This is a genomic window from Streptomyces sp. AM 4-1-1 (assembly GCF_029167625.1).
Classification (GTDB): domain Bacteria; phylum Actinomycetota; class Actinomycetes; order Streptomycetales; family Streptomycetaceae; genus Streptomyces.
In genome coordinates this window covers 2,553,681-2,577,697 of sequence record NZ_CP119145.1, presented here as the reverse complement: position 1 = coordinate 2,577,697, position 24,017 = coordinate 2,553,681, and the positions used below count along the sequence as shown (strand labels likewise).

20 protein-coding genes and 1 pseudogene are annotated in these 24,017 nt (G+C 72.5%); 11 read left to right on the top strand and 10 right to left on the bottom strand.

Annotated features, from left to right (window positions below; genetic code table 11):
• Positions 1–449 precede the first annotated feature (449 nt).
• Positions 450–1,337, top strand: a complete 888-nt coding sequence (locus PZB75_RS10830; protein WP_275535087.1) for a Bax inhibitor-1/YccA family protein — start codon at positions 450–452, stop codon at positions 1,335–1,337.
• Between the two features lie 198 nt (positions 1,338–1,535).
• Positions 1,536–1,853 (top strand): hypothetical protein, encoded by a 318-nt coding sequence (locus tag PZB75_RS10825; RefSeq protein ID WP_275535086.1) that lies wholly within the window; start codon positions 1,536–1,538, stop codon positions 1,851–1,853.
• A 153-nt stretch (positions 1,854–2,006) separates the two neighbouring features.
• Here the strand turns inward: PZB75_RS10825 and PZB75_RS10820 are convergent, their stop codons facing one another.
• From PZB75_RS10820 to PZB75_RS10810, 3 genes and pseudogenes are all read right to left on the bottom strand, one after another.
• Positions 2,007–2,870, bottom strand: a complete 864-nt coding sequence (locus PZB75_RS10820) for a hypothetical protein (RefSeq protein WP_275538668.1) — start codon at positions 2,868–2,870, stop codon at positions 2,007–2,009.
• Positions 2,871–3,358: 488 nt separating this feature from the next.
• Positions 3,359–4,579: an acetyl-CoA C-acetyltransferase gene (locus PZB75_RS10815; RefSeq protein ID WP_275535085.1), complete on the bottom strand. Its 1,221-nt coding sequence runs from the start codon at positions 4,577–4,579 to the stop codon at positions 3,359–3,361.
• Positions 4,580–4,986: 407 nt separating this feature from the next.
• Positions 4,987–5,931, bottom strand: a pseudogene (locus tag PZB75_RS10810) (GDSL-type esterase/lipase family protein); the annotation flags it as partial.
• A gap of 153 nt (positions 5,932–6,084) precedes the next feature.
• Between PZB75_RS10810 and PZB75_RS10805 the strand changes: the two are divergent.
• Positions 6,085–7,485 (top strand): cystathionine beta-synthase, encoded by a 1,401-nt coding sequence (locus tag PZB75_RS10805; protein ID WP_275535084.1) that lies wholly within the window; start codon positions 6,085–6,087, stop codon positions 7,483–7,485.
• A gap of 508 nt (positions 7,486–7,993) precedes the next feature.
• On the opposite strand, the gene PZB75_RS10800 is transcribed toward PZB75_RS10805, so the two are convergent.
• Positions 7,994–8,956, bottom strand: a complete 963-nt coding sequence (locus tag PZB75_RS10800; RefSeq protein ID WP_275535083.1) for a LysR family transcriptional regulator — start codon at positions 8,954–8,956, stop codon at positions 7,994–7,996.
• 130 nt (positions 8,957–9,086) lie between these two features.
• On the opposite strand from PZB75_RS10800, the gene PZB75_RS10795 reads away from it, so the two are divergent.
• Positions 9,087–10,334 carry an MFS transporter gene (locus tag PZB75_RS10795; RefSeq protein ID WP_275535082.1) on the top strand — a complete coding sequence of 416 codons (1,248 nt, stop codon included), beginning with the start codon at positions 9,087–9,089 and terminating at the stop codon, positions 10,332–10,334.
• A 73-nt stretch (positions 10,335–10,407) separates the two neighbouring features.
• Here PZB75_RS10795 and PZB75_RS10790 read toward each other — a convergent pair whose 3' ends face one another.
• Positions 10,408–10,836: a hypothetical protein gene (locus PZB75_RS10790; RefSeq protein WP_275535081.1), complete on the bottom strand. Its 429-nt coding sequence runs from the start codon at positions 10,834–10,836 to the stop codon at positions 10,408–10,410.
• A gap of 197 nt (positions 10,837–11,033) precedes the next feature.
• Positions 11,034–11,612 (bottom strand): thioredoxin domain-containing protein, encoded by a 579-nt coding sequence (locus PZB75_RS10785; RefSeq protein ID WP_275535080.1) that lies wholly within the window; start codon positions 11,610–11,612, stop codon positions 11,034–11,036.
• A gap of 165 nt (positions 11,613–11,777) precedes the next feature.
• Between PZB75_RS10785 and PZB75_RS10780 the strand changes: the two genes are divergently transcribed.
• Both PZB75_RS10780 and PZB75_RS10775 read left to right on the top strand, forming a co-directional pair.
• Positions 11,778–12,629, top strand: coding sequence for a MurR/RpiR family transcriptional regulator (locus PZB75_RS10780; RefSeq protein WP_275538667.1), 852 nt, complete (start codon positions 11,778–11,780; stop codon positions 12,627–12,629).
• Positions 12,630–12,908: 279 nt separating this feature from the next.
• Positions 12,909–13,475, top strand: coding sequence for a hypothetical protein (locus tag PZB75_RS10775; protein ID WP_275535079.1), 567 nt, complete (start codon positions 12,909–12,911; stop codon positions 13,473–13,475).
• A gap of 75 nt (positions 13,476–13,550) precedes the next feature.
• On the opposite strand, the gene PZB75_RS10770 is transcribed toward PZB75_RS10775, so the two are convergent.
• The 4 genes from PZB75_RS10770 to PZB75_RS10755 form a co-directional block, all read right to left on the bottom strand.
• Positions 13,551–13,925 (bottom strand): hypothetical protein, encoded by a 375-nt coding sequence (locus tag PZB75_RS10770; protein WP_275535078.1) that lies wholly within the window; start codon positions 13,923–13,925, stop codon positions 13,551–13,553.
• Positions 13,926–14,095: 170 nt separating this feature from the next.
• A complete protein-coding gene (locus PZB75_RS10765) occupies positions 14,096–14,575 on the bottom strand; it encodes a roadblock/LC7 domain-containing protein (RefSeq protein ID WP_275535077.1) in 480 nt (159 codons plus the stop codon).
• 38 nt (positions 14,576–14,613) lie between these two features.
• Complete coding sequence (locus PZB75_RS10760; RefSeq protein WP_275538666.1) at positions 14,614–15,348, bottom strand: transcriptional regulator; 735 nt, start codon at positions 15,346–15,348, stop codon at positions 14,614–14,616.
• Between the two features lie 161 nt (positions 15,349–15,509).
• Positions 15,510–16,007: a hypothetical protein gene (locus PZB75_RS10755; RefSeq protein ID WP_275535076.1), complete on the bottom strand. Its 498-nt coding sequence runs from the start codon at positions 16,005–16,007 to the stop codon at positions 15,510–15,512.
• Between the two features lie 217 nt (positions 16,008–16,224).
• Here PZB75_RS10755 and hutU point away from each other — a divergent pair, with 217 nt between their 5' ends.
• From hutU to PZB75_RS10730, 5 genes are all read left to right on the top strand, one after another.
• Positions 16,225–17,883 (top strand): urocanate hydratase, encoded by a 1,659-nt coding sequence (gene hutU, locus PZB75_RS10750; protein ID WP_275535075.1) that lies wholly within the window; start codon positions 16,225–16,227, stop codon positions 17,881–17,883.
• A gap of 179 nt (positions 17,884–18,062) precedes the next feature.
• Complete coding sequence (locus tag PZB75_RS10745; protein WP_275538665.1) at positions 18,063–19,286, top strand: allantoate amidohydrolase; 1,224 nt, start codon at positions 18,063–18,065, stop codon at positions 19,284–19,286.
• Positions 19,287–19,600: 314 nt separating this feature from the next.
• Entirely contained in the window at positions 19,601–20,929 is a 1,329-nt protein-coding gene (locus PZB75_RS10740; RefSeq protein ID WP_275538664.1) for a formimidoylglutamate deiminase, read from the top strand.
• 221 nt (positions 20,930–21,150) lie between these two features.
• Entirely contained in the window at positions 21,151–22,365 is a 1,215-nt protein-coding gene (hutI, locus tag PZB75_RS10735; protein ID WP_275535074.1) for an imidazolonepropionase, read from the top strand.
• A 63-nt stretch (positions 22,366–22,428) separates the two neighbouring features.
• Complete coding sequence (locus PZB75_RS10730; protein ID WP_275535073.1) at positions 22,429–23,805, top strand: GNAT family N-acetyltransferase; 1,377 nt, start codon at positions 22,429–22,431, stop codon at positions 23,803–23,805.
• Positions 23,806–24,017: the final 212 nt, after the last annotated feature.

The window sequence follows — 24,017 nt, the reverse complement described above, 5'->3', positions numbered from 1 at the left end:
CACCGGACAGAGGGAAGCCAGGAACGGCCGGGGCGGGTTCGTTCGCCGAGGGCAGTGCGTTTTCCAGGTCGGAGTGGGTCGGAGTGGGTGCACGGGCGCGGTTCGAGTCCGGCTCCGGGCACTTCGTCGGTCGGCGCGGTGGTCGGCGGCCTTCCGTCGGCGGCTTTTCGTTCGGGTACGCGACAGGTGGCGTATCCGAAGATCCGCCCCTGGCACCAAGGGCTGTCCCGCAGTCCCTGGTGGGCGTGCGACGACAGCTACGGCACCTCGCGGCGTTGTCGGAAAGTCCCCATACATCCAGTATGCGGACGTCCCTCCGCCTTACGATGCACCGCATCCGACGCCGCACGCTGATCCACCACGGATTGCGGGGCAGCCCTTAGGGTGATTCTTTTGCCTACCCATTACTCTTGTGGCAAGGCCGCGCAGGGTGGCCATGGAGGAGTGAGATGAGGAGCAGCAACCCGGTCTTCTCGCGACGGGGGTTCAGCCGCGACAACGGCTACGCGGGCTTCAACGCGGCGCCGCAGGCCGGGGGCCCCGCAGCGGGTGCGAACCCGTACGCTCAGGGGGCCGCCGCCAACCCGTACGCCACCAACCCTTACGCACAGCAGGACACCCAGTACGGCGTTCCGCAGGCGCCCGCGCGCGGTTCCGTGATGACGATCGACGATGTCGTCACGCGCACCGGTCTGACGCTGGGCACGGTCGTCCTGGGCGCGGTTCTCGCCTGGGCGCTGCTGCCGGTGGACGAGGCGAACCTCGGCAAGTCGTACGGCATCGCGATCGGCGCCGCGCTGATCGGCTTCGTCCTGTCGCTGGTCCAGTCGTTCAAGCGCAAGCCGGTCCCGGCGCTGATCATCGCGTACGCCGCCTTCGAGGGTGTCTTCCTCGGTGTGCTGTCGAGCGCGGTCAGCACGTACATCGGTCCCGGCGTGGTCGTGCAGGCGGTGATGGGCACCATGTGTGTCTTCGCCGGTGTGCTCGTCGCGTACAAGATGCGCTGGATTCGTGTCACCCGCCGGTTCTACGGCTTCGTGATGGCCGCCGCCATGGGCTTCATGCTCCTGATGGTGGTCAACCTGCTGTTCAGCGTCTTCAGCGGCGGTGACGGCCTGGGCTTCCGCAGCGGTGGTCTCGGCATCCTCTTCGGTGTCGTCGGGATCATCCTCGGCGCGTGCTTCCTTGCCCTGGACTTCAAGCAGGTCGAGGACGGCATCGCGTTCGGGGCTCCCCGCGAGGAGTCCTGGCTGGCCGCCTTCGGGCTGACGATGACGCTGGTGTGGATCTACCTGGAGATGCTGCGACTGCTCTCCATCCTCAGCGGCGACGACTGACCCCGCGGTACCGGTCGGCCGGTCGTCGGGGACCGGTGGCGGTACACGGTGAGTACGTGAGAGGGGCTCGCAGGCGCACAGTGCCTGCGGGCCCCTCTCGTGCGCCCGCCCCGCCCCGGTGGGCGGTCCGGCGGTCGGCCGGGGCGGGGGAGCCGCGCGGGTTGGCAGCGGTCCCGCCGGGCCGCGTAGGGTCGCGGGATGCTCGATACGACTCCGTTGATCACCGCCGTGGACCGGTTCGCCGACCGGCTGCGCGCCGCTCCGCAGAGCCGGCTGCGGCGCGGGGCGGCTGCCGAGGGGCTGGCCACCGCCCGGGAACTCGCCGTGCGGGCCCAGCGCATCGAGACGCCGGACCGGCCTCCCCTGCTCCCGCCGGACCTCGGGGTCTTCGTCGTCGGTGATCAACTGGCCGTCGCGGGACACGACTTGGCGGTGGCACTGGCAGCGGCCCCGTCCGAAGAGCTGGACGAGGCCGTGGGGTTCGTGGCGGAGGCGGCGGCTCGGGCCTTCCCGTAGGCCGACCGCTGCCGGGGGCGGCCCCGCGGCGGTGCGGGGCGCGTGTTTCGGGATGGGGTGGTGGGGCGGGGCGGGGGAGGGGTCTCGGGGTGCGGTGGAAGGGTGTTTCCGCGGGTCGGTGCGTCAGTTTCCGCGGGTCGGTGCGTCAGCTGGTCAGAACGAGGCGATGACGCGGTCGGCGAGGATGTACACGTTGTCGTCGCCGCAGGAGAACGTCAGGGCATAGGCCCCCGAGACCCCGGAGCCGCCCAGCAGCACCGGGTGCTGGCCCGACAGCAGTGACTCGGCCAGCCGTTCGGCGGTCTCCCGGTGGCCGGGGGTCATGCAGAGCGTGGTGCCGTCGGCGAAGACGTACACATCGAGCGTGCCGAGCGGTCCGGGGCGGACGTCCGCCAGTTCCGTACGGCTGTCGGCCAGCTCCTCCAGGCGGTTCACCGTGCGCTCGTGGTCGGTGACCACCGGGGTCCGTACCGGTACGAAGTCGGGGTGCGAGGGGTGGCGGCGCCGGGCGGCGGCCAGCTCGGGGGAGTCCTCGGGGAACTCGGGACCGTCCGGCAGTTCGACGGACTCCGGGCCGTCCGGCAGCTCGGCGGGCTCCGTCAGTTCGGTGCGTTCACCCAGCTCGGCCAGCTCCTCCAGCGCTTCGGCGTCGAGGTCCATCGCCTCGAAGCCGGCGAAGTCCGACTGGCGGGGCAGGAAGAACGGCGTCTCCTCACCGGTCCCGGCGAGGCCCCCGAGGAGGGACGGGGCGTCGGCGGCGTCGCGCGCCTCCTGCGCCGCCCAGAACGCACGGGCCTCCGCCAGTTCGCGCTCGCGCTCCTCGGCGAGGGCCTCGGCGACGGCAGCGCGTATCTCGTCGGTCGCGGTGACGGTGGTACGGCTCTGCGGTGGTACGACCGCGGCGCGGGCGCGGTCCTCGGCCAGTTCCGTACGGAGGGCGGAGACCTGCCTGCGCAGCCCGTGGGCGGCGTGCAGAGCAGCGGCGCCCACGGCCGTGGCGGCAGCGGTGGTCAGCAACAGGGCAAGAGGCATGGCGCTCACTGACGTACTCCCGGTTTCAATCGATTCCCCGACTTCCTACCTCAGCTTGTCCGGTGGTCGTGCGCGGTGTCAGTGCATTACGTCACGAAATGGACAGGTCCTTGGACCCGAGGTTTACCTCCCATACCGGCGTGACCTGCGGAAACGCATCTCCCCCAGGAGATACATCACATCCTGGGGGAGATTCGGTCTCGGACGGGGATCGGAACCGGCCATTTTCGGCGGCTCGCGTCGTCCGCCGCAGGGGCGCGGTGCCGGTGGGCGGCCGGTGGTGGTCGGTGGGCGGACGGCGGTGGGTGGTGAGCGGACGTCGGTGGGTGCCCGACGGTCGGGGCGAGTGGGCGTTGATGGGTGCCCGACGGTCGGAGCGAGCGGAGGGTATTGGGTGCTCGCCGGTCGGGGCGAGGGGGCGTCGGTGGGCGCTCGACGGCCGGGGGGAGTGGGCGTCGGTGGGCGGTGGGGGGTCAGCTGAGGCGTTCGATGACCATGGCCATGCCCTGACCGCCGCCGACACACATCGTCTCCAGGCCGAACTGCTTGTCGTGGAACTGGAGGCTGTTGATCAGCGTCCCGGTGATCCGCGCCCCCGTCATACCGAACGGGTGGCCGACGGCGATCGCCCCGCCGTTGACGTTGACCTTCTCCAGCGGGAGCCCGAGATCGCGGTAGGACGGGATCACCTGGGCGGCGAACGCCTCGTTGATCTCGGCCAGATCGATGTCGTCGACGGTCAGCCCGGCCCGCTTCAGCGCCTGCCTGCTGGCCTCGACGGGGCCGTACCCCATGATCTCGGGCGACAGCGCCGAGACACCGGTCGAGACGATCCGGGCCAGCGGGGTCAGGCCCAGCTCGCGCGCCTTGGTGTCCGACATGATCACCAGTGCGGCGGCGCCGTCGTTGAGCGGGCAGCAGTTGCCCGCGGTGACCAGGCCGTCGGGGCGGAACACCGGCTTGAGACCGCGCACGCCCTCCATCGTGACGCCCGCGCGGGGACCGTCGTCCTTCGCGACGACCGTGCCGTCGGGGGTCGTGACCGGGGTGATCTCGCGCTCCCAGAAGCCGTTCTTGAGGGCCTCCTCGGCGAGGTTCTGCGACCGTACGCCGAACTCGTCCATCTCCTCGCGGGTGATGCCCTTGAGCCGCGCCAGGTTCTCGGCGGTCTGTCCCATCGCGATGTACGCGTCCGGCACGAGGCCGTCCTCGCGCGGATCGTGCCAGTCGGTGCCGGCCTGCTCGGCGCGGGCGGCGGTACGGGCCTCGGCCTCGGCGAACAGCGGATTGTGCGTGTCCGGCAGGCTGTCCGAGCTGCCCTTCGCGAACCGGGACACCATCTCGACACCGGCCGAGAGGAAGACGTCACCCTCGCCCGCCTTGATGGCGTGCAGCGCCATGCGGCTGGTCTGGAGCGAGGACGAGCAGTACCGCGTGACCGTGCAGCCGGGGAGGTGGTCCATGCCCAGGTGCACGGCGATGATCCGGCCCAGGTTGTTGCCCTGCTCGCCGCCCGGGAGACCGCAGCCGAGCATCAGGTCGTCGATGTCCCTCGGGTCCAGCTGCGGCACCTTGTCCAGCGCGGTCCGGATGATCGTGGCGGTCAGGTCGTCCGCGCGCAGATCCTTCAGCGAGCCCTTGAAGGCCCGGCCGATGGGGGAACGGGCGGCAGAGACGATCACGGCTTCGGGCATCACACGGCTCCATGAGGGATGGACGGCAGGGCGGCGGCACTGTCATGGAAGCTACCCGCCCGTATCGCCGGGGTCATCGGGCCGGTCGTGTGACGCGGGACTCTTTTCTAAGCGAACGCTCAGTCGGCGCTGTCGGGCACGTGCGCGCCACCGGTGTCCGGGCCCTGGCCCGCGCCGCGTCCGGGCCTGGTCCTCGGGGGCTGCGGCCCGGTGTCCTCCGCGCTGCCTGCGGTGTCCGCGGCGCCTGTCGTGTCCGTGATCTCCGCGGCTGGTGCGGTCCCGGTGGCTCCGGCGGTCCTTGTGGTCCCGGCGGCCTCCGGAGCCTCCGGGGCCTCGGCCGTCCCGGAGCGCCGGTGCGGGTACCAGCGCGGATGCGTATGCGGATGCGGGTGCGGCTCCGCATACGTGGGCAGACGCCGCCACCTGCGGTGCTTGAGCAGGGCCCAGGGTGCCCGGGCGCCCGTCACCTCCGTACCGGCCTCCCGCGCGGCCTGGGAGGCCGCCTCGGCCACCGGCAGCATGTCCTCGCGCCGCGTGCCGTCGAGGCGGTCGGCGTCCGGCCACAGCCCCAGCGCCGCGCACAGGGTGGGCAGCACCGCCATCGAGGCGGTCGCGTACCCCTCCGCGGAGGGGTGGTAGTTGTCGGGGCCGAACAGCTCGCGCGGGTTCGCCTCGAACTCCGGGCCGAGCAGATCGCCCAGCGACACCGTCCGCCCGCCCTGCTCCACCGCACCGATCGTCTGGGCCGCCGCCAGCTGCCTGCTCGCCCGCCGGGCCAGCCAGCGCAGCGGCTGGTACACCGGCTCGATCGTGCCCAGGTCGGGGCAGGTGCCCACCACGACCTCCGCGCCCGCCGTGCGCAGCCTGCGGACCGCCGTCGTCAGACAGCGCACCGACCGGGTGGCGGGCATGCGGTGCGTCACATCGTTCGCACCGATCATGATCACGCAGACGTCGGGGGTGTGGGACCGGTCGGCGAGCAGCAGCGACACCTGCCGCTCCAGATCGTCCGAGGTGGCCCCCGGCAGCGCCACGTTCCGCAGGTCCACCGGGCGCTCCGCCACCGCCGCCAGCCCGGACGCCAGCAGCGCCCCCGGGGTCTGCCCGGCCCGGCGCACCCCCTGGCCGGCCGCGGTCGAGTCCCCGAGCAGCGCGAGGCGCAACGGATCGGCGGGGCCCGCGAACGCCACCCCGTACCGTCCGTCCGCGCTCGGCGGTACGGGCGCGGTACCCCCTCCCACCTGCCGCTTCGCCAGCTGGACCTCGGCCAGCAGGACGCCGACGGCCGCCGCCCCGATCAGTCCGACGCTGCCGCCGCCGTAGGCCGCCCCCGCCGCGATCCGTCGCGCCACCCTCGCTCTCGACACAGCCCGGTCCACCTCTCCCTTGCCGTACCGCCGTACATACAGCTAACTGCCCCGGAAGGACTGTCGCTCAATCTCGTATCGTCCGGCGCCCGGGCGCATACGCTGGCCGGACCATCTCGGAGACCCCGGAGTACACAGGTGCAATTCCACGATTCGATGATCAGCCTCGTAGGCAATACCCCGTTGGTGAGGCTTCGCAGCGTGACGGCGGGCATCCAGGCGACGGTCCTCGCCAAGGTCGAGTACTTCAACCCGGGCGGTTCGGTGAAGGACCGTATCGCCCTGCGCATGATCGAGGCGGCCGAGCAGAGCGGTGAGCTGCTGCCCGGCGGCACGATCGTCGAGCCGACGAGCGGCAACACCGGCGTCGGCCTGGCCATCGTCGCCCAGCAGAAGGGCTACAAGTGCGTCTTCGTCTGCCCGGACAAGGTGTCCACCGACAAGATCAACGTGCTGCGGGCGTACGGCGCGGAGGTCGTGGTCTGTCCCACGGCCGTCGACCCTGAGCACCCCGACTCGTACTACAACGTCTCCGACCGGCTGGTCCGGGAGACGCCGGGGGCCTGGAAGCCCGACCAGTACTCCAACCCGAACAATCCGCGTTCGCACTACGAGACCACCGGTCCCGAGCTGTGGGAGCAGACGGACGGGCGGATCACCCACTTCGTGGCGGGGGTGGGCACCGGGGGCACGATCTCCGGCACCGGCCGTTACCTCAAGGACGTCAGCGACGGCGCTGTGCGGATCGTCGGCGCCGACCCGGAGGGCTCGGTCTATTCCGGCGGCTCCGGGCGCCCGTATCTCGTCGAGGGCGTCGGCGAGGACTTCTGGCCGACGGCGTACGACCGCACGGTCACGGACGAGATCGTTCCGGTCTCGGACAAGGACTCCTTCCGGATGACCCGGCGCCTCGCGAAGGAGGAGGGCCTGCTGGTCGGCGGCTCCTGCGGGATGGCCGTGGTGGCGGCGCTCGAGGTCGCGAAGCGGCTCGGTGAGGACGACGTGGTGGTCGTGCTGCTGCCGGACAGCGGCCGGGGCTACCTCAGCAAGATCTTCAACGACGAGTGGATGGCCGACTACGGCTTCCTGGACAACACGGGCCCGTCCGCCAGGGTCGGCGACGTCCTCGCGCACAAGGCCGGGCCGCTGCCGACGCTGGTGCACATGCACCCGGAGGAGACCGTCGGGGAGGCGATCGAGGTGCTGCGCGAGTACGGCGTCTCGCAGATGCCGATCGTGAAGCCGGGCGCGGGCCACCCGGACGTGATGGCCGCCGAGGTCATCGGCTCGGTGGTGGAACGGGAGCTGCTGAACGCGCTCTTCGCCCAGCGCGCCTCGCTCACCGACCCGCTGGAGAAGCACATGTCGGCCCCGCTGCCGCAGGTCGGCTCGGGCGAGCCGGTCGAGGACCTGATGTCGGTGCTCAGCGGCTCGAAGGGCGAGGACGCGGCGATCGTGCTGGTCGACGGCAAGCCGACGGGAGTGGTGAGCCGGCAGGACCTGCTGGCGTTCCTGGCGAAGGAGTCGAACGCGAAGTAGCGGAGGGGGAGGGAGTGAGGGCGGGTCGTCCGGTCCGGACCTCGGGCTTCCTCGTACCAGGGCCGTCCGTCCTCGGGTTTCCCGGTCCCAGTGCTTCCCGGCCCCGGGTTTCCCGGTCTTCGCGGAAACGGTACGGGCGCGACACATGGACGCAGCGTCCGCTTAACACGCGTCCGGCACATTGGTGGATGTCGGCGGGGAGACCCGCCGGCACCACCTACGGCGACACGGACTACGGAGCGGCTCCCGGACCTCCACCGTCGCCAGGACGTGTGCGTCCGGCTCCGATCCGGGCCCGCGTCCCGGGCGGGGACCGCCGTCGTCCCGGCCCCCGGGCGACCGGGGGCGCGGCGGTCCCCCACCCTGTGGCCCCGGAGGGGCCTCGTACACGGCCCTGCCGGTTGTGGCCGGCCAACCGGTGCCGTCCTGCCGGCCGCGGGTGCGTTGTGACGGTCCGGTACGGGTCCGGTGCCGGTGCGCGGTGGGGTGCCGGAAGTGGCCGTTGGCGTCAGGCGTGTTCGACGTCTCCGTCGCCGCGGTGCGGTGCCGTCGCCCAGGACGGGCGCCAGGTTGCCTCGGGGAGCGGTGCCAGGCTTCCGAAGTGGTTGATGACCGCTCGGAGCCCTGGGTGCGGGTTTGCTCGGGGGAGGAGGAGCGAGAGCGGGTAGGCGAGCGTCGGATTCTCGATCGGGATGCGGCGCAGGTCGTGGCTGGTCGGCCAGATGTACCGGTCGCGCGAGCCCACGAAGGTCGCCACGTCCCGGGAGTCCGCGAGGACGTCGAGGAGTACCTCGTTGCCGAAGTTCGGGCCCGCGGCGTCGACGCGGAGGTCGAAGCCGGTGACGAGCTGGTCGTAGAAGTCCGCCCATTCGCTCCGCGGCGCGATCCCCGGCACCCAGATCCGGTGCCCGCGCAGCTGGGACGGTGTCAGTGTTCGTGCGGAGGCGAGCGGGTGCCTCGGGCCGACGAGGAGTTCCAGCGGGGAGTCGAACGCGTGGATCATCCGCACGTCGCCCGGCAGTGCGGCCGGGTCGGTGACCGAGCGGAACGAGGCGTCGATGTCGCCCGCCTGGACGGCGGCGACCGCCAAGCGCGGGTCGTCGACCCTGAGGGTCACCACGTCGAGCTCGGTTCCGGGACGCGACCGCCAGTAGTCGTGCAGGACGACGGCCTGCGCGGACCGCAGGCCGAGGACGTCGACGCGAAGGGCCCGCGAGCCCGGTCCGATCGCGGTGACGGCACGGTCGGCACCCGTGACGATGTTCCGGGCGTGCGGGAGGAAGGCCTGGCCGTCGAGTGTCAGCTCGACCCCTCGGGCGGTGCGGGCGAACAACCGGACGCCGAGTCCGCGCTCAAGGGTCGCTATCCGCTTCGACACGGCCTGTTGCGTCACGCCGAGCTCGTCGGCCGCGTGTTTCAGCTGTCCGAGCTCGGCCGCGCGCACGAACGATCGCACCGCCTCGGTGTCCATCGATCCAGCATAGGTGTGCCCAACCGATGGTTGTGGCTCGCCCGGGGGGCGGTTGTTTGATCCCGCGACGGTGCGGCCGGTGTGATGCGGGGACCCGAACATCGGTTGTCACGAGGGGCGAGGGAGTCGCATGGGCGTGCGGTTGGGGCGCGATTTCGGTTGGCTGTGGTCGGCCTACGCCGTCAGTACGTACGGGACGTGGATCGCCTTCGGCGCGTTCCCGCTGATCGCGGTCCGAGTGCTGCACTCGTCGGCGTTCGCCGTGTCGCTCCTGGAGGCGGCCGGGCTCGCCGTCGCGGCGATCGTCGCGTTCTCGCTCGGGCCGTGGATCGATCACCGGGCCAAGCGTCCGGTGATGATCGCGATGGACCTGATCCGGTTCGTCGCGGTGGCGAGCGTCCCGATCGGGTACGTCCTCGGACTGCTCTCGTACGGCCAGCTGCTGGCCGTCTCGGTCATCTCCGGCACCGCGGGCATCGCCTTCACCGCCGCGTCCGGCGCGTATCTGAAGCATCTCGTCCGCGGCGATCAACTCCTCGTGGCGAACGGGAGGTTCGAGGGCACGAGCTGGGTGGCGACCTCGGTGGGCCCGCCCCTCGGTGGCGCGCTCGTGGGGCTGCTCGGCCCGGTCGTCACTGTCATGGCCGACGCCCTCAGCTACCTGCTGTCCGCGCTCGGGGTCCTCCGCATCCGTGGAGGCGATGTCGCGGCACCCCACGACCGGGCCGCAGGGCCGCGCGGGGCCGACCTCCTCGACGGCCGGCGGCTCATCCTCCGCGACCCCGTACTGAGGCGCCTGTTCCTCAACTCGGTCCTGGTCAGCGGCCTCATCATGGCCACCGTCCCGCTCCTGTCCGTCCTCCTGCTGGGCCAGTACCACTTCCCGGCCTGGCAGTACGGTCTCGCCTTCGGCATCCCGGCGCTCGGCGGCTTCGTGGGCGCCCGCCTCTCCGCGCCCCTCGTGACCCGCTACGGCCGGTACCGGGTCATGATCGTCTCAGGCCGGCTGCGATCGCTCTTCCCCCTCGGTCTCATGTTCGTCCGTCCCGGCGTCCCCGGACTCCTCACCGTGATCCTCGTCGAGGCCCTGCTGATCACCTGCATGGGCGTCTTCAATCCGATCCACGCGACAGAGCGCCTGCGACGGACCCCCAAGGATCACACCGCCCGGGTCCTCAGTACGTGGAGTGCCGTCAGCAAACTCGCACAGGCCGCCCTGATGGCGGTCTGGGGCGTCCTCGCCACACTCACCAGCCCACTCGCCGCGATCACCCTCTCCGGCGTCCTTCTGCTCGCCACCCCGCTCCTGCTGCCCGAGCGGACACATCTGTCCGACCCCGGGCCCGCCGCGCCGGCCGAGGACGTCCGGGTCGCGTGACGCGCGACTCGGTGCCAGAGCCCGCGAGCCCGGCCTGATCCGAACGAAAGACCCCCTGATGCCGGGAGCGGCACTAGCTCTCCCAGTCGGAGCCGGACCCGCGTGTCTTGTCGCCGCGCTGGAACCACGGCCAACTGCGGGCGGCATGGACCACGTTGACGCCGACGATGCCCAGCCAGGCGACGACCAGTCCCTCGATCCCGGCGTTCACCACCCCGATCGCGGACAGGGGCACCGCCAGGATCAGCGAGATGATCCCGAAGCCGAAACGCTCGCCGAAGTTGCCCATGGGCGGCTCCGGCGAGCGGGCTCCCCGGGCGACGACGATCTGCTGTTCGGCGAGATGGCGCCGGACGCGGCGGTCCAGGGTTCCGTCGAGGCGTTGTTCGACCTTCGCCAGGAACGATTCGACAAGCGCGGGCTCGTACTCCGCCCCCAGCTCACTGCGGGCGTGCAGGGTGGCATCCAACTCACGCTTGAGTTCAGGGTCGCGGGCTTCCATGGTCGTAACGTTACGAAGCGTGGGCCGTCCGGGGCAGTAGGGCTAGCCCCCCAGTCGGCCTCTGGTTGTCCCGCGGGGGCCGGGACAACGCCGCTTCTCGGGCCGTGGAGCGTCCCGGGCCGTGCAGTGTCCCGGGCCGGGTCTCGTCTCAGGCGTGCCGCGTCTCAGGCGTGCCGCGTCCCGGGCCGGGTCTCGTCTCAGGCCGGGAGTTCCGCGAGGAACGCCTCCGGGGTGATCGTGTACCCCATCGGGTTGATCACCGGCAGCGGTGCTCCGTCGAGAAGGACCGTCGGTGTGCTGTCGACACCGCTCGTCCCGAAGGCCGCGGCCACCTCGCGGGCCCACGGCACGTAGGCGCCCGTGGTGACCTTCTGCCGGAAGTCCTCGCCCCGCAGCGCCTCGACCTCCTCGGCGATCCGCAGCAGGGTGGACCGGTCGGCGAACGCGTCGTCGCTCTCGTCGGGCTGCTCGGCGTACAGGGCCCTGAGGTAGTGCATGAACGCCTTCTGCCCCTCGTCGGCCGCCGCCCCCAGCGCCGCCAGCGCCTGGAGGGAGCCGCTGCCGCCCGCCGCGCCGTCGATGAACGTCGCGAAGTGGTACTCGACGGTCAGACGGCTCCGGTCCGCCAGCTCCTCCATGACCGCCCCGAGGCCGTGCTCCATGCGCTTGCAGTACGGACAGCGCAGATCGGCGTAGACGCTCAGGACGTGTGCGGGCTCGGGGTCCCCGTACTGGACGACCGTGCCGCCGAGGCCCGTCGTGTTGGCTGGGGTCATGTCTCCAGGTTCCGGAGCGCGGCGCGATCCCGCAACAGGAGCGGGACGGGGTGACGGGGAGGCGGTGGCCGGTCCTCTGGTTGCATATGGACATGCAGGCTGCTGGCTGGCTGAATGGATCGGTCGGTGCCTGACCGGCACCACGTGCTCTTCGAGGGGGACGGCATGAGCGGGAGCGGCCCGGCGGCGCGGTTGCAGCGGCTCTTCGAGGGACATCGGCTGACACCGACCCAGCGGCGCATCGCGCACTCGATGGTGCGCCGGGCCGCCGATGTGCCGTTCCTGTCGAGTGTCGAACTGGCCGAGCTGGCGGGGGTCAGCCAGCCGTCCGTCACCCGGTTCGCGGTCGCCCTCGGGTTCGACGGGTATCCCGCCCTCCGCCGCCACCTGCGGGAGGTCGCCCCCGGGCCCGCCGAGTCCGCCATGGACGGGACCGAGGAGACGTACACCGAGTACCAGCAGGCCGTGCACGCCGAGATCGAGAACCTGCGGCAGCTCGCCGAACTGCTGGCCGACCCCGGCCCGGTCGAGAAGGCCGGGAAGCTGCTGGCCGCGTCCCGGCCGCTGCCCGTGCTCGGACTGCGCGCCGCGTCGTCGCAGGCCAGGGGGTTCGGTTACTTCGCCGCCAAGGTCCATCCGGACGTCCGGGTGCTGGACGAGGGCGGCAGCATGGTGCACGACCGCATCGACGCGGCGCGCCGGGCGGGGGCGAGCGCCCTGCTCTGCTTCGCGCTGCCGCGCCATCCGAGGGAGGTCGTGGACGCGCTGGTGTACGCGCGGGGGCGCGGGCTGACGGTGGTGACCGTCGCGGACTCGGCGTTCGCGCCCGTCGCGAAGTGCAGCGACCTGCTGATCCCGGCCGCCGTCGGCACCGGCCTGGCCTTCGACACGGCGTGCGCGCCGATGATGCTGGGGCGGGTGCTGCTGGAAGCGATGTGTGACGACCTGCCTCAGGCGCAGGCGCGGCTGGAGGAGTTCGACGCCGCGGCGGCCGCGCGCGGGCTGTTCGTGGAGTAGCGGGCTGTTCGTGGAGCAGGGGAGCGCCGGGGCGGGGGAGCGGCGGAGCCACGGGGTGGAAGTCCCGGTGGTCCGGGCGGCTCCGGTGGTCCGGGTGATTGCGGTGGTCGGGGCGATTGCAGTGGTCCCGGTGGTCCGGGGCGTGGGGTCCCGGTGTGGATGACGGGTTCCGGGCGTTGTTTCTCAGACATTGTTCAGACGCGGCTATTAATCTCCGCGTCCAGCAGCCGCGCCTCCCGGTGCGGCACGGCACGGGAAGTCGCGGAGAGGGGTACGGGCGTGGGACGCGGAGCGCAGTCGTTGGCGAGGGTGGCCGTGATCGTACGGGCCGGGGCCGCGCCGCTGTGGTGGCCCGGGCTGATCGCCGCCGTCGTCGGGGCACTGGTGCCGGGGCTCACCGGCCGGCGGATCGGGCTGCTGGCGGGAGCCGCGCTCTTCCTGATCACCGCGGCCGTCGTCGCGCTCGTCCGTAACCGGCGGTACACCGCCCTCGCCGAGGCGGCCACGCGCGCCGCCCGCGCCGACTTCCTCCAGGACCGGGCGGTGACCGTACGGAACTGGCGGCGCGCCCGTCGTCGGTGGCTGCTCGCCGCCTTCCTGGTCGCGGTCGCCAGTGGATTCGTCCTGCCCGGGGCCGGTGGGCTGATGCTCGCGGGCGCCGGGGCCGGGCTCTGGATCAAGGCGGTCGCGATCGGCAGACGGGAGCGGGCGGCGGACGTCCTGTACTGGGTCCGCACCGATCTGGTCGAGAAGGGTCGCCCCGCCGGTGAGCAGGTCGAGGCGTACCGCACGACCGGTCCGATGGCGGGTGACGCCGCACCCGGTGGGGCACGACGTCACCGCTGAGCCGGGGCCCGGCCCGCCGGAGCCGGAGCGGGAGGGGTGTTCCGGAGCCGCCTTCGCCGGGGGCGCGGAAGGTCCTCAGACCTCCAGCTCGGCCTCGATCCGCCTGAGCTGGTGACGGGCCATCGCCAGGTTGGCCCGGCCGGAGTCCAGTACGAGATAGAGGAACAGGCCGCTGTTCCCACGGGTCCTGAGCAGCCGGATCAGGTGGTACTGGGTGCCGAGGGTGATCAGGATGTCCTCGATCTCGTCCTGGATGCCGAGGTGTTCCATGGTGCGCAGCTTGGCCCGTACGACATCGGTGTTGCCGGCCGCCGCGATCTCCAGGTTGAAGTCCTTGCCGCCGCCGATGGTGCCCAACGCCATCCCGCTGGTGTAGTCGACGAGGGCGGCACCGACGGCGCCCTCGATCGCGGCCATCGCTTCCTTCAGTGACGCTTCGGTGTTGGCCATGAGTGGTGATTCCTTTCCTGGGCGGTCGGGGGGACCGGCTCCGTGATGAGTGGTTTCGGGTGTGGGTTGGTTCGTGTGCGTCGGTTCGTGCGGACGTGACAGTCCGGTGCGGATGTGATGACCGGTAGGGACCGGTACATGTGACAGGCGCGTCAGGCGTGCCGGACGCGTCAGATGTGTGTCTGTGGGTCGTGGGGTGGCTGCGGCATCCGGGTCGGCGGCGGAGTACGCGGTTGCAGGGGTGGCCGGGGCGGGGCGGCGGGCTGGTCGGGGCGTTCCAGTGCGGTGTCGACGAGTTCGCCGATGCGCGCGCTCGCCCGGCGGCCCTCCAGGTGGAGCCTGCCGACGTTGATCCGGTCCTCGGCGAGCAGGGTCAGCACGGCCGACGAGCCCGCCGCGTAGGTCGCGATGTATCCCGCCTCGCCCCGGACGAGGAGTTCACGGAAGCCGCCCCGGCCCGTCGCGTCCGTCATCCGGACGGCGACACCGAGGGCGGCGGCGGTGAGAGCGGCGACCCCCTCGGCCTCCACGCCCGGGGTGTCATGGGCGAGTACGAGACCGTCGGTGCTGGCGGCGAGCGCGCCCGCGAGGAGCGGTACGCGGGCCCGCAGCCGCTGGAGTTCGACGAGGACGTCGGCCTCGGGGACCATCAGCTGTCTCCTCCCGGCACGCTGCCTGAGCGCGCGTATCACAGGGCCTCCAACGCGTCTTTGAGCCGACGCAGCAGAGCGACGTCGGGATCGGCCGTGACCTCGGGGAGCGTGACCCGGCCGGACCCGGCGTCGACCGGTTCGCGTACCGCCGAGACCAGACCGGCCGCCGCCAGCCGGCGCAGGTCCACGAGGGTGTGGAACGCCGAGCGCCCCAGTGCGAGGGCGATGTCCGTGGCGGTCCGCGCCCCGTCCACCAGGCCGAGCACCACCCGCTGACGTGGCGGTACCGACAGGTCGGAGGGCCGGGCCGGGCGGACGAGGGGCGCGGTGTCCGTCTCGGCGTCCGGCCAGATCCGGTCGAGGAGTTCGCGGCGCCGAAGCGTCTCGCGCTGTACGGCCTCGGCCGGTACGGGACGGACGGGACCGATCCAGTGCGACACCCCGTAACGGAATCTCGACGGGGTGCGGGTCGGGGCGAGCGCGAAGAACGCGGCGTCGTACAACGCGCCCAGGTGGCACAGCTCCAGCGCCCCGCCGGGGACCCGCCCGCTGTCGACGAGGTAGCGGCCCACCCGCTGTCCGGCACCGGCCTGGGCGACCGCGTCCCACCAGCCCTCGTGGCGCAGCGCGCCGCTCGTGGTGAGGAGGACGTCGATGCCGGGGGTCGCCGGACTCTCGGCGTGCACCACCTGGCCGTCGGCGAGGTAGAGGGTGCCCCGGTCCCGCATCAGGGCGCCGGTCGCGCGCTCGACCGCGAGCCGCTGGAGCATGGGGGAGAGGGACGCCCCGAAGTCAGGTGCGGAAGGCGGGAGCTGCGGGGCGGAGGGGGGCGCGAGGGGTGCGGTGTCGCGGGCCGCGCGGTTCGGGGGCGCGGTGTTCGGAGCCGTGGGGGGCGCGATGCCGGGGGGTGTGGCCGGGCAGGGCGACGACGTCATGCGAGGACCAGCCGATCCGCCGTCTCGCCGAGCCGTAATCGGGCGAGCGCGAGATTGCCGTCCGCGCGGTCCAGCCACAGATGGAGAAAGATGCTGCTGTCGAAGGCGGTCTCGACGAACCTCAGGATGTGGTAACCGGCCCGTGTGGTGACGATGACGTCCTCGACGGCGGGCCCCCGCACCGGCCCCGTACCGTCGTGCTCCGGCCGTTCGGCCGCACCGCCGGGGCCGCCCGGATCGGCCGGGCCGCTCGAACCGCTCGGGTCGGCCGGGGGGCGCGCGGTGTGCGGATCGTCGGCGAACAGGGCGAACGCGGGCTGTTCCGCCGCCATCCTGGCGACCTCCGCCGTCTCGGCCGCGGTGGCCTCGTGGTCGCCGTTGGGTGAGTCGCCGATGGTGCCGAGGGCGAGGCCACTCGTCCAGTCGACCACCGCGGCACCCCGGGCGCCGGGCAGTCTCATGACTTCGAGCAGGCATTCGTCAATTCCGGGCACGCGGTCTCCCCTCCCGACGTCTTGTACGGCTGTGACCCCGAGGCTACGCAACGTGCCGACGCCGGGTGGCAGTTCTGGCATTTTCCACAGGCATGCGCGAACGGATGCGATACTTCCGGCCCCCTTCCGGCCTTCTCGCGGCGGCGCCCTGTTGACTACGACTATTCATCCGCACAGGATGTGAATGGTTCATTTACATTCGCGAGGAGGCACCGCCATGTCAGGACCCCGCCCCGTACGGGCACCGCGCGGTACGGAACTGAGTGCCCTGGGATGGCAGCAGGAAGCCGCCCTCCGCATGTTGCAGAACAACCTCGACCCCGAGGTCGCCGAGCACCCCGACAAGCTCGTCGTCTACGGCGGCACCGGCAAGGCGGCCCGCGACTGGCGGTCGTTCGACGCCATGGTGCGCACGCTGCGGACGCTCAAGCAGGACGAGACGATGCTCGTGCAGTCCGGGCGGCCGGTCGGGGTCATGCAGACCCACGAATGGGCGCCCCGGGTGCTGATCGCCAACTCCAACCTGGTGGGGGACTGGGCGAACTGGGAGGAGTTCCGGCGGCTCGAAGCGCTCGGCCTCACCATGTACGGGCAGATGACCGCCGGGTCCTGGATCTACATCGGTACGCAGGGCATCCTCCAGGGCACGTACGAGACGTTCGCCGCCGTCGCCGCGAAGCGGTTCGGCGGATCGCTGGCCGGGACGATCACGCTGACCGCCGGACTCGGTGGAATGGGCGGTGCCCAGCCGCTCGCCGTGACCATGAACGACGGTGTCGCGATCTGTATCGACTGCGACCCGCGCGCGATCGAACGGCGCATCGAGCACCGGTTCCTCGATGTGCGCGCCGACTCGCTGGAGCACGCCCTCCACCTGGCCGTCGAAGCGCGTGACGCCCGGCGCCCGCTCTCCATCGGCCTGCTCGGCAACGCCGCGGAGCTGCTTCCCCGGATGCTCGCCGAGGGCGCGCCGATCGACGTCGTCACCGACCAGACGAGCGCGCACGACCCGCTGGCCTATCTGCCGCTGGGCGTCGACTTCGACGACATGGCCTCCTACGCGACCGAGAAGCCCGCCGACTTCACCCGCCGGGCACGCGAGTCGATGGCCGCGCACGTCGAGGCGATGGTCGGCTTCATGGACGCGGGCGCCGAGGTCTTCGACTACGGCAACTCGATCCGAGGTGAGGCACAACTGGCTGGATACAGCCGGGCGTTCGACTTCCCGGGCTTCGTCCCCGCGTACATCAGGCCGCTGTTCTGCGAGGGCAGGGGGCCGTTCCGCTGGGCCGCGCTGTCCGGCGAGGCGTCGGACATCCACAAGACGGACAAGGCGCTGCTCGAACTCTTCCCGGAGAACGAGTCGTTGCACCGCTGGATCAGGATGGCGGGCGAGCGCGTCCACTTCCAGGGACTGCCCGCCCGGATCTGCTGGCTCGGTTACGGGGAGCGCGACCGGGCCGGTGAGCGGTTCAACGACATGGTCGCGAGCGGCGAGCTGGCCGCCCCGCTGGCCATCGGCCGTGACCACCTGGACTGCGGCTCGGTCGCCTCGCCGTACCGCGAGACCGAGGCGATGCTCGACGGCTCCGACGCCATCGCCGACTGGCCGCTGCTGAACGCCATGGTCAACGTGGCTTCGGGGGCGTCCTGGGTCTCCATCCACCACGGCGGCGGTGTCGGCATGGGCCGCTCGATCCACGCGGGCCAGGTCACGGTCGCCGACGGCACGGAGCTGGCGGGCGAGAAGATCCGCCGGGTCCTGACCAACGACCCGGGCACGGGTGTCATCCGGCACGTCGACGCCGGTTACGACATCGCGGAGTCGGTCGCGGAAGAGAAGGGCGTCCGCGTCCCGATGCGGGAGGGCGAGTGACCCCCACCGAACGGGACGCCCCGCATCCGTCGGCAGTCCCGCATCCGTCGACGGCCCCGCACGCGTCGGTGGCCCCGCACACGTCGGCGGCCCGGCACGCGGCGGCCCCGTCCTCGCCGCCTGGCGCCCCGTCCTCGTCGTCCGGTGCCGCGCCCCCGTCCCCGGCCGGGTTCCTGACCATGTGGCGGGAGCTGGCGCCGCTCGGGCGCGACGCCGGGAGCGGCGGCTACCGTCGTCACGCCTGGACGGCCGCCGACGCCGAGTGCCGGGCGTGGTTCCGCGAACAGGCCGAGGCGCGCGGGCTCGGATACGAGGTCGACCGCAACGGCAACCAGTGGGCCTGGCTCGGCGACCCCCTCGGCCCCGACGCCGTCGTCACCGGCTCACACCTCGACTCCGTACCGGACGGCGGAGCCTTCGACGGTCCGCTCGGTGTCGTCTCCTCCTTCGCCGCGCTCGACGAACTCCGTGCCAGGGGCGCGCGGTTCACCAGGCCGCTGGCCATCGCCAACTTCGGTGACGAGGAAGGTGCCCGTTTCGGCCTCGCCTGCGTCGGGTCCCGGCTCGCCGCCGGGCAGCTGACCGTCGACCAGGCGCACCGGCTCCGCGACGCGGCGGGCGTCACGCTGCCGCAGGCCATGGCGGCAGCGGGATACGACCCCGATGCCATCGGCCCCGACCCCGAACGGCTCGCCCGCATCGGCGCGTTCGTCGAACTCCACGTCGAGCAGGGCCGGGCCCTCGACCTCACCGGCGACCCCGTCGGCATCGCCTCAGCGATCTGGCCGCACGGCCGCTGGCGGTACGACTTCCGGGGCGAGGCGAACCACGCGGGCACCACCCGGCTCGCCGACCGGCGCGACCCGATGCTCACGTACGCCGAGACCGTGCTCGCCGCCCGGCGCGAGGCGGAACTCACCGGCGCCCTCGCCACCTTCGGCAAGGTCGCCGTCGAACCGAACGGCGTCAACGCCATCCCGTCCCTCGTCCGTGGCTGGCTCGACTCGCGCGCCGCCGACCAGGCCACGCTCGACGCCGTGGTCTCCGGAATCGAGCGGGCCGCCCGGGAGCACGCCGAGCGGGCGGGCATCGACCTCGACGTCGTACGGGAGTCCTTCACGCCCGTCGTGGACTTCCAGCACGCCCTGCGCGACGAACTGCGCGCGATCCTGACCGGCCGGGCCCGCGGAGGCGCCGCCGACACCGGGCGGGCGGTGCCCGTGCTCGGCACGGGCGCCGGACACGACGCGGGTATTTTGTCCGCTTCGGTCCCTACCGCCATGCTGTTCGTACGGAACCCCACCGGGATCTCGCACTCGCCGGCCGAACACGCCGCCGAGGACGACTGCGCGGCCGGGGTGACCGCACTCGCCGACGTACTGGAAGGTCTCGCGTGCCGCTGAAGACGGAGCCGCCGAACAGCGCCCCTGGTCCACGACCCGAGGACGGGTACGGACACGCCCCCGTGCCCGAGCCCGGGTCCGCCTCCACATCCGGGACCGGCCGCACGTCCGACCCCGGCTGCGGAACCCGGTCCACGTCCGACCCCGGTCGTCGGACTCGGCTCACGTCCGGGCCCCGCGTCAACTCCGGGCCCACGTCCGGCCGTCGCGTCACCAAGCCCGGACCCGGGCCGGTGCCCGGAGCCGATGGCGGCCCGCACCTCCGCCCCGGCCCCGGCCCCGGCCCCCGGTCCGAGCCGCCGCGGCCCGCCGATGTGTCGTACTGGGCGTCCCACGCCTGGCTCGGCGCCCATGTCGAGCCGGGTGTCCTCCTGGACGTGACCGAAGGGCGGATCTCCGCAGTCCGCGTCGGCGTCGGCACCCCGCCGCGGGGTGCCACCGTGCTGCGCGGCCTCACCCTCCCCGGCCTCGCCAACACCCACTCGCACGCCTTCCACCGCGCCCTGCGCGCCACCGTCCAGGTCGGCTCCGGCACCTTCTGGACGTGGCGCGAGACCATGTACCAGGCCGCGTCCCGCCTCACCCCCGACACCTATTACGACCTGGCCCGTGCCGTGTACGCCGAGATGGCGCTGGCCGGGATCACCGCCGTGGGCGAGTTCCACTATCTGCACCACGCACCGGGCGGCGCCCCCTACGACAACCCGAACGCGATGGGCGAGGCCCTGATCGCCGCCGCCGCCGAGGCCGGCATCCGGATCACCCTCCTGGACACCGCCTACCTCGCCGCCGGGTTCGGCCAACCGCCCAACCCCTCCCAACTGCGCTTCTCCGACACCACCGCCGACGCCTGGGCCGAACGCGCCTCCCTCCTCAAGGACAGTGACCACGCCCTGATCGGCGCGGCCGTCCACTCCGTACGCGCCGTCCCCGCCGCACAGCTCGGGACCGTCGCCGCCTGGGCCGAGGAACGGCGTGCCCCGCTCCACGTCCACCTCTCCGAGCAGACCGCGGAGAACGACGCCTGTCAGGCCGCCCACGGCCGCACCCCGACGCGGCTGCTCGCCGACCACGGAGTGCTCGGCCCGCGCACCACCGGCATCCACAACACCCACCTCACCGACGAGGACATCGAACTGCTCGGCTCCTCCGGGACCGGCACCTGCATGTGCCCCACCACCGAACGCGACCTCGCCGACGGCATCGGCCCGGCCGCCGCCCTCCAGGGCGCGGGTTCGCCCCTGTCGCTCGGCAGCGACAGCCACGCCGTGATCGACCTCTTCGAAGAGGCCCGCGCGATGGAACTCGACGAACGGCTGCGCACCCACATCCGTGGCCACTGGACCGCGGGCGCCCTGCTGCGGGCCGCCTCCGCGGACGGTCACGCCGCACTCGGCCGCCCCGACGCGGGCGTCCTCGAACCGGGCGCGTCCGCCGACTTCACGACCATCGCCCTGGACACCGTCAGGACAGCGGGACCGGCGCCCCGACTGGGCGCCGAGACAGCCGTATTCGCCGCCTCCGCCGCTGATGTGCGGCACACGGTCGTGGCGGGTCGTCACCTCGTACGGGACGGCCGGCACACGCTGATCGAGGACGTCCCGGCAGCGCTCGCCTCGGCCGTCGCCGCCCTGCACCGCTGACCCGCCCCACGCCGCCCCCGACCTGCCCCGTGTCCCCGACCCGCCTCGTACCACCGTCACGGCGGGCCCCACGGTCACAGCCGAAACCGCCGCCGCAGCAGGTACCACCGCCACAGTCGGAACCGCCGCCGCAGCAGCAGGCACCATCGCCGCAGCCGAAACCGCCGCCACGGCAGGAACCGCCGTCGCGGCCGAAGTGATGCGAGGAGAAGAACCCCGAGATGACGACGACCGCCATCACCAACATCGCCAGTCTGGTCACCAACGATCCGCTCGCCCCCCTGAGTGACGGAACCTTCCTCGGCCTGATCCGGGACGCGGCCGTCGTCATCGAAGGCGACCGGGTCGTCTGGACCGGTGAATCAAGCAAAGCACCCGCCACTGACAACGCCGTCGACGCCGGTGGCCGCGCGGTTCTCCCCGGCTTCGTCGACTCCCACTCGCACCTGCTCTTCGCGGGCGACCGCACCCAGGAGTTCAACGCACGGATGTCCGGCCGCCCCTACTCCGCCGGCGGCATCCGGACCACCGTCGCCGCCACCCGCGCCGCCACCGACGACGAACTCTCCGCCAACGTCGCCCGCTATCTCGACGAAGCGCTCCACCAGGGCACCACCACCTTCGAGACCAAGTCCGGCTACGGCCTCACCGTCGACGACGAGTCCCGCGCCCTGCGCGTCGCCGCCCGCCACACCGACGAGGTCACCTACCTCGGCGCCCATGTCGTGCCCGACGAGTTCGCCGACGACCCGGCGGGGTACGTCGACCTCGTCACCGGCCCCATGCTCGACGCCTGCGCCCCGCACGCCCGCTGGATCGACGTGTTCTGCGAAAGGGGCGCCTTCGACGGCGACCAGGCCCGCGCCGTCCTCACCGCGGGCCGCGCCAGGGGCCTGCACCCGCGCGTCCACGCCAACCAGCTCGGTCACGGCCCCGGCGTCCAGCTCGCGGTCGAACTCGACGCCGCGTCCGCCGACCACTGCACCCATCTCACCGACGCCGACATCGACGCCCTGGCCCAGGGCCGTACCGTCGCCACCCTGCTGCCGGGCGCGGAGTTCTCCACCCGCGCGGCCTGGCCCGACGCCCGCCGCATCCTCGACGCGGGCGCCACCGTCGCCCTCTCCACGGACTGCAACCCCGGCTCGTCGTTCACCTCCTCCATGCCGTTCTGCGTCGCCCTCGCCGTACGCGACATGGGGATGACCCCCGACGAGGCCGTCTGGTCCGCCACCGCGGGCGGCGCCGCCGCACTGCGCCGCACCGACGTCGGCCGCATCGCCCCCGGCGCCCGCGCCGACCTGCTCCTGCTCGACGCCCCGAGCCACGTCCACCTCGCCTACCGGCCCGGAGTGCCCCTGGTCGCGGGGGTCTGGCAGCGCGGCGAGCGGGTCGTGGACGCTCACCGGACAGGGCGGCCGTCTACCGCTCGGTGACCGTCCCCAGTACCGTTTCGGGCAGCGTGACCCAGGGGACAGGCCGTAGACCGGGGGGTCCAGTTGAGCGGTCGGCGCGTACGCGTGGTCAGGCCCGGGGAGCTGGGCTCGCGGGAGATCGCGGCCTGGCGGGAGCTGCGGGCGAAGTCCGGCGCACCGGCCAGCCCGTTCATGGAACCGGAATTCACCCTGGCCGTCGGCAGGGTCCGCCCGCGCGCCCAGGTGGCCGTGATCGGGGAAGAGAGCGGAGAGGGCGACGAAGGCGAGACCGGCGACCGCCCCGGTCACACCGCGACGCACACCGCCCATCACATCGCGACGCACAACGCCGGCCACACCGCGACGCACACCTCCGGTCACACCGCGACGCACACGGGTGGGGACATCGCCGGGGACATCGCGGGGTTCCTGCCCTTCGAGAGGCGACCGCTCGGCCACGGCACCGCCATCGGCTTCGGGGTGTCCGATGTCCAGGGCCCCGTACTCCGCCCCGGCCTGGTCCTCGACGAACGGGCCGTGCTCCGCGCCTGCGGGCTCTCCGCCTGGGAGTACGACAACCTCGAAGCGGGCCAGGAACTCTTCGACCCGGGCGCCGCCCATCCGTACCCCTCGTACGTCATCGAGATCGGCGACGGCTACCAGGCGTACGAAGCGGGTCTGCGCGTCCGCTCGCCCACCTTCCTGCGGACCACCCTCGCCAAGGAGCGCAGGCTCGGCCGCCGGGTCGGCGAGGTGCGGTTCGTCCTCGACGAACGCGATCCGGCGATGCTGCGTACGCTCATGGGCTGGAAATCCGACCAGTACCGCAGGACCGGCCGCCGCGACCGGTTCGCGAAGGGCTGGATCAGCGACCTCGTCACGTTCCTGTCGCACACCCGTGCGCCCGGCTGCGCCGGACTGCTGTCGGTGCTGTACGCGGGGGACCGGCCCGTCGCCGCGCACTTCGGACTGCGCTCGCGGACCGTGCTGTCCTGCTGGTTCCCGGCGTACGACCCGGAGTTCGCCACGCACTCGCCGGGGCTGATCCTCCATCTGCGGATGGCGGAGGCGGCGGCCCGTGACGGCATCGGACTGCTCGACCTGGGGCGCGGCGCGGCCGAGTACAAGGATGCGCTGAGGACGGGCGAGCTGACGGTGTACGAGGGCGCGTCGACGCGCCCCGGCGCGGGCGCGGCGCTCCGGTGGATCGGCCGCGAGCCGTCGCGCCGGGCCCACACCTTCGTACGGGACAGGCCCCGGCTCGCGGGTCTCGCGCGGCGGAACCTGGAACGCGCCGGGCGGCTGCGCGCCGCGACACGGACCGGGCAGGAGCGCCTGGACAGCCAGGAACGTCCGAACGGGCCGGAGCGTCCGAACGGGCCGGAGCAGCCCAACGGGCGGACGGGGGCGGGTGACACGACCGACTCGACCGACAGGGCCACGGGCCACGGCCACCGGTAGCGCCACGAGGCAGGGCCGGTCGGGCCATGGGCCACGGGCACGGGCCACGGAGCGCGACCAATAGCGCACGACGGACGACCGGTCGAGCCACGGAGCGCGACCGACAGGGCCACGACCGACAGCGCCACGGGCCATGACCGACAGCGCCACGGGCCATGACCGACATGGCCGGGCCGCAGGGTACGACCGACAGGGCCACGCGGTACGGGACA

Excerpts from the sequence above, each read along its gene's own strand:
- PZB75_RS10790 (WP_275535081.1), bottom strand. The coding sequence starts at position 10,836 with ATGGAAGCCCGCGACCCTGAACTCAAGCGTGAGTTGGATGCCACCCTG.
- PZB75_RS10770 (WP_275535078.1), bottom strand. The coding sequence starts at position 13,925 with ATGGCCAACACCGAAGCGTCACTGAAGGAAGCGATGGCCGCGATCGAG.
- PZB75_RS10765 (WP_275535077.1), bottom strand. The coding sequence starts at position 14,575 with ATGGTCCCCGAGGCCGACGTCCTCGTCGAACTCCAGCGGCTGCGGGCC.
- PZB75_RS10760 (WP_275538666.1), bottom strand. The coding sequence starts at position 15,348 with ATGCTCCAGCGGCTCGCGGTCGAGCGCGCGACCGGCGCCCTGATGCGG.
- hutU (WP_275535075.1), top strand. The coding sequence starts at position 16,225 with ATGTCAGGACCCCGCCCCGTACGGGCACCGCGCGGTACGGAACTGAGT.
- PZB75_RS10800 (WP_275535083.1), bottom strand. The coding sequence starts at position 8,956 with ATGGACACCGAGGCGGTGCGATCGTTCGTGCGCGCGGCCGAGCTCGGA.
- PZB75_RS10825 (WP_275535086.1), top strand. The coding sequence starts at position 1,536 with ATGCTCGATACGACTCCGTTGATCACCGCCGTGGACCGGTTCGCCGAC.
- PZB75_RS10785 (WP_275535080.1), bottom strand. The coding sequence starts at position 11,612 with ATGACCCCAGCCAACACGACGGGCCTCGGCGGCACGGTCGTCCAGTAC.
- hutI (WP_275535074.1), top strand. The coding sequence starts at position 21,151 with ATGACGACGACCGCCATCACCAACATCGCCAGTCTGGTCACCAACGAT.
- PZB75_RS10815 (WP_275535085.1), bottom strand. The coding sequence starts at position 4,579 with ATGCCCGAAGCCGTGATCGTCTCTGCCGCCCGTTCCCCCATCGGCCGG.
- PZB75_RS10745 (WP_275538665.1), top strand. The coding sequence starts at position 18,063 with ATGTGGCGGGAGCTGGCGCCGCTCGGGCGCGACGCCGGGAGCGGCGGC.
- PZB75_RS10780 (WP_275538667.1), top strand. The coding sequence starts at position 11,778 with ATGAGCGGGAGCGGCCCGGCGGCGCGGTTGCAGCGGCTCTTCGAGGGA.
- PZB75_RS10795 (WP_275535082.1), top strand. The coding sequence starts at position 9,087 with ATGGGCGTGCGGTTGGGGCGCGATTTCGGTTGGCTGTGGTCGGCCTAC.
- PZB75_RS10830 (WP_275535087.1), top strand. The coding sequence starts at position 450 with ATGAGGAGCAGCAACCCGGTCTTCTCGCGACGGGGGTTCAGCCGCGAC.